Origin of the sequence: Embleya sp. NPDC050154, from assembly GCF_044460165.1 — a bacterium.
Lineage (GTDB): Bacteria > Actinomycetota > Actinomycetes > Streptomycetales > Streptomycetaceae > Embleya.
On sequence record NZ_JBITJP010000073.1, the window covers coordinates 1 to 2,436 of the forward strand.

Consider the following 2,436-nt stretch of genomic DNA (forward strand, 5'->3'; position numbering starts at 1 on the left):
GCCCGCTTCCACGCGCTGTTCGACGGAGTGGAACTGCACAACCTGTACGGCCCGACCGAGGCGTCCGTGGACGTCACGGCCTGGCACTGCGCTCCTGGTTGGGACGGATCGTCCGTCCCGATTGGCGCACCGATCGCCAACACCCGGGTCTTCGTCCTCGACGACAACCTCGCGCCGGTCCCGCCGGGTGTGACGGGTGAGTTGTACCTGGCCGGTGTCCAGCTCGCCCGGGGTTACGTCGGTCGCCCGGGTCTCACCGGTGAACGTTTCGTGGCCTGCCCGTTCGGTTCCGGCGAGCGGATGTATCGCACCGGTGACCGGGCCCGGTGGACCCACGACGGCCAAGTGGTCTTCGCCGGCCGGGTGGACGATCAGGTCAAGATCCGGGGCTTCCGGATCGAACCCGCCGAGGTGCAGACGACGCTGCTCGCTCATCCGGATCTGGCCCAAGCGGTGGTCGTCGCGCGCGTGGACGAGGCCACCGGTACGCACCTGGCCGCCTATGTGGTCCCGGCCCGGGACAGCGAGGTGTCCGATGACGCCCTGCCCGACGACGTGCGGCGGTTCGCGGCGTCGCGGCTGCCGGAGTACATGGTGCCCGCCGTCGTCGTCGTGCTCGACGCCCTCCCGCTCACGAGCAACGGCAAGCTCGACCGCAAGGCACTCCCGGCGGCGGACTTCGCCGTGACCGCGTACAGGGCACCGCGTACGGCGCAGGAAGAGACCCTGTGTGCGGCCTTCGCCCAGGTGCTCGGGCGCGATGCCGTCGGGATCGACGACAACTTCTTCGAGCTCGGCGGCCATTCGTTGCTCGCCACTCGGCTTGTTTCCCGGATTCGCAGCACGCTCGGTGTCGACCTCGAGATCCGCGCGCTCTTCCAGGCACCCACGGTCGCCGGGCTCGCGGGTCGGATCGGCAATCAGACGTCAGGTCGGCGGCCGGTACTGCGGCCCATGCGTAGACCAGAGGAGCCCCGATGATTCCGTTGTCATTCGCGCAGCGACGGTTGTGGTTCCTGAGCCGACTCGAAGGGCCCAATCCGGCACACAACATTCCTGCGGTGCTGCGGTTGACCGGACGGCTGCATCGTGACGCGCTGTCGGCGGCGCTGCGGGACGTCGTGGTGCGCCACGAAGTGCTCCGCACCGTCTACGACGTCGCGGACGGCGAGCCGTTCCAGCGCATCCTGGAGCCGGAGGAACTGTGCTGGGAACTACAGGTGATGGGCCCGGTCGACGCGGCGGATCTGCCCGACGCGGTGCGTCGGGCAGGTGAATACGCCTTCGACCTGGCCTGCGAGCCGCCGCTGCGGGCCTCCCTGTTCCCGGTCGGGCCCGAGGAGCACGTCCTGGTTCTGGTGGTGCACCACATCGCGGGTGACGGGTGGTCGTGGGGGCCCATGGGCCGGGACATCTCGGTCGCCTACGCAGCGCGGTGTGGCCGACGAGCGCCGGAGTGGGCTCCGTTGCCGGTGCAGTATGCCGACTACGCGTTGTGGCAGCGGGAGTTGCTCGGCGAGGCGGATGATGCGGACAGCGTGCTGTCACGCCAGGTGACGTATTGGCGGGATGCACTGGCGGGTGCCCCGGAGGAGCTCGAACTCCCGGTGGACCGGCCCCGCCCGGCGGTGGCGAGTCATATCGGCCACAACGCGCCGCTGGAAATCTCGGCTGAACTGCATTCTCGGTTGGTCGAGTTGGCGCGGTCCGAAGGCGCCACGGTGTTCATGGTGCTTCAGGCGGCGTTGGCGGTGTTGTTGTCGCGGTTGGGTGCCGGGACGGACATCCCGATCGGGTCGGCCGTGGCGGGGAGGACGGACGAAGGGCTGGACGACCTGGTCGGTTGCTTCGTCAATAGTCTGGTAATTCGCACCGATCTCACCGGAGATCCGACGTTCCGGGAGGTGCTGGGCCGGGTTCGGGACACCGGATTTGCCGCGTTCGGGAATCAGGATGTGCCGTTCGAGCGGTTGGTGGAGGAGTTGGCGCCGGCGCGGTCGCTGGCGCGACACCCGCTGTTCCAGGTGATGTTGACGCTCCAGAACACGGAGCGGGCCGGGCTCGCATTCGCGGGAGTGGAGGTCGAGAGCGTCGCGGGGATGCGCCCGGCGTCGAAGTGTGACCTGGAACTGACCCTCGCGGAGGAGGTGGACCGGGGCGGTCGCCCGGCCGGTCTGACGGGGGGCCTGACCGGCGCCGCCGATCTGTTCGACTCGGCATCGGTTGCGGCGGTCTCCGACCGACTGGTGCGTGTGCTGCGCACGGTGACCGACGACCCGGGCATCCGGCTCGCCGCAGTTGATGCGTTCACCGACGATGAGCGGTCTCGGGTGACGGTGGAGTGGAACGACACCGCTGTGGATCGGGATTCGGTTTCGGTTGTGGGGTTGTTCGAGGCTCGGGTGGTGGCGTCGCCGGGTGCGGTGGCGGTGGTGT

At 69.0% G+C, this 2,436-nt stretch carries 2 protein-coding genes; both read left to right on the forward strand.

The window, feature by feature from the left end:
• The coding region (locus ACIBSV_RS50600; RefSeq protein ID WP_395874781.1) for a phosphopantetheine-binding protein at positions 1 to 981 on the forward strand (981 nt) is incomplete at its 5' end.
• Positions 978 to 2,436, forward strand: a 1,459-nt coding sequence (locus ACIBSV_RS50605) for a condensation domain-containing protein (RefSeq protein ID WP_395874783.1), incomplete at its 3' end; no start/stop codon positions are given. The genes ACIBSV_RS50600 and ACIBSV_RS50605, both read left to right, overlap by 4 nt.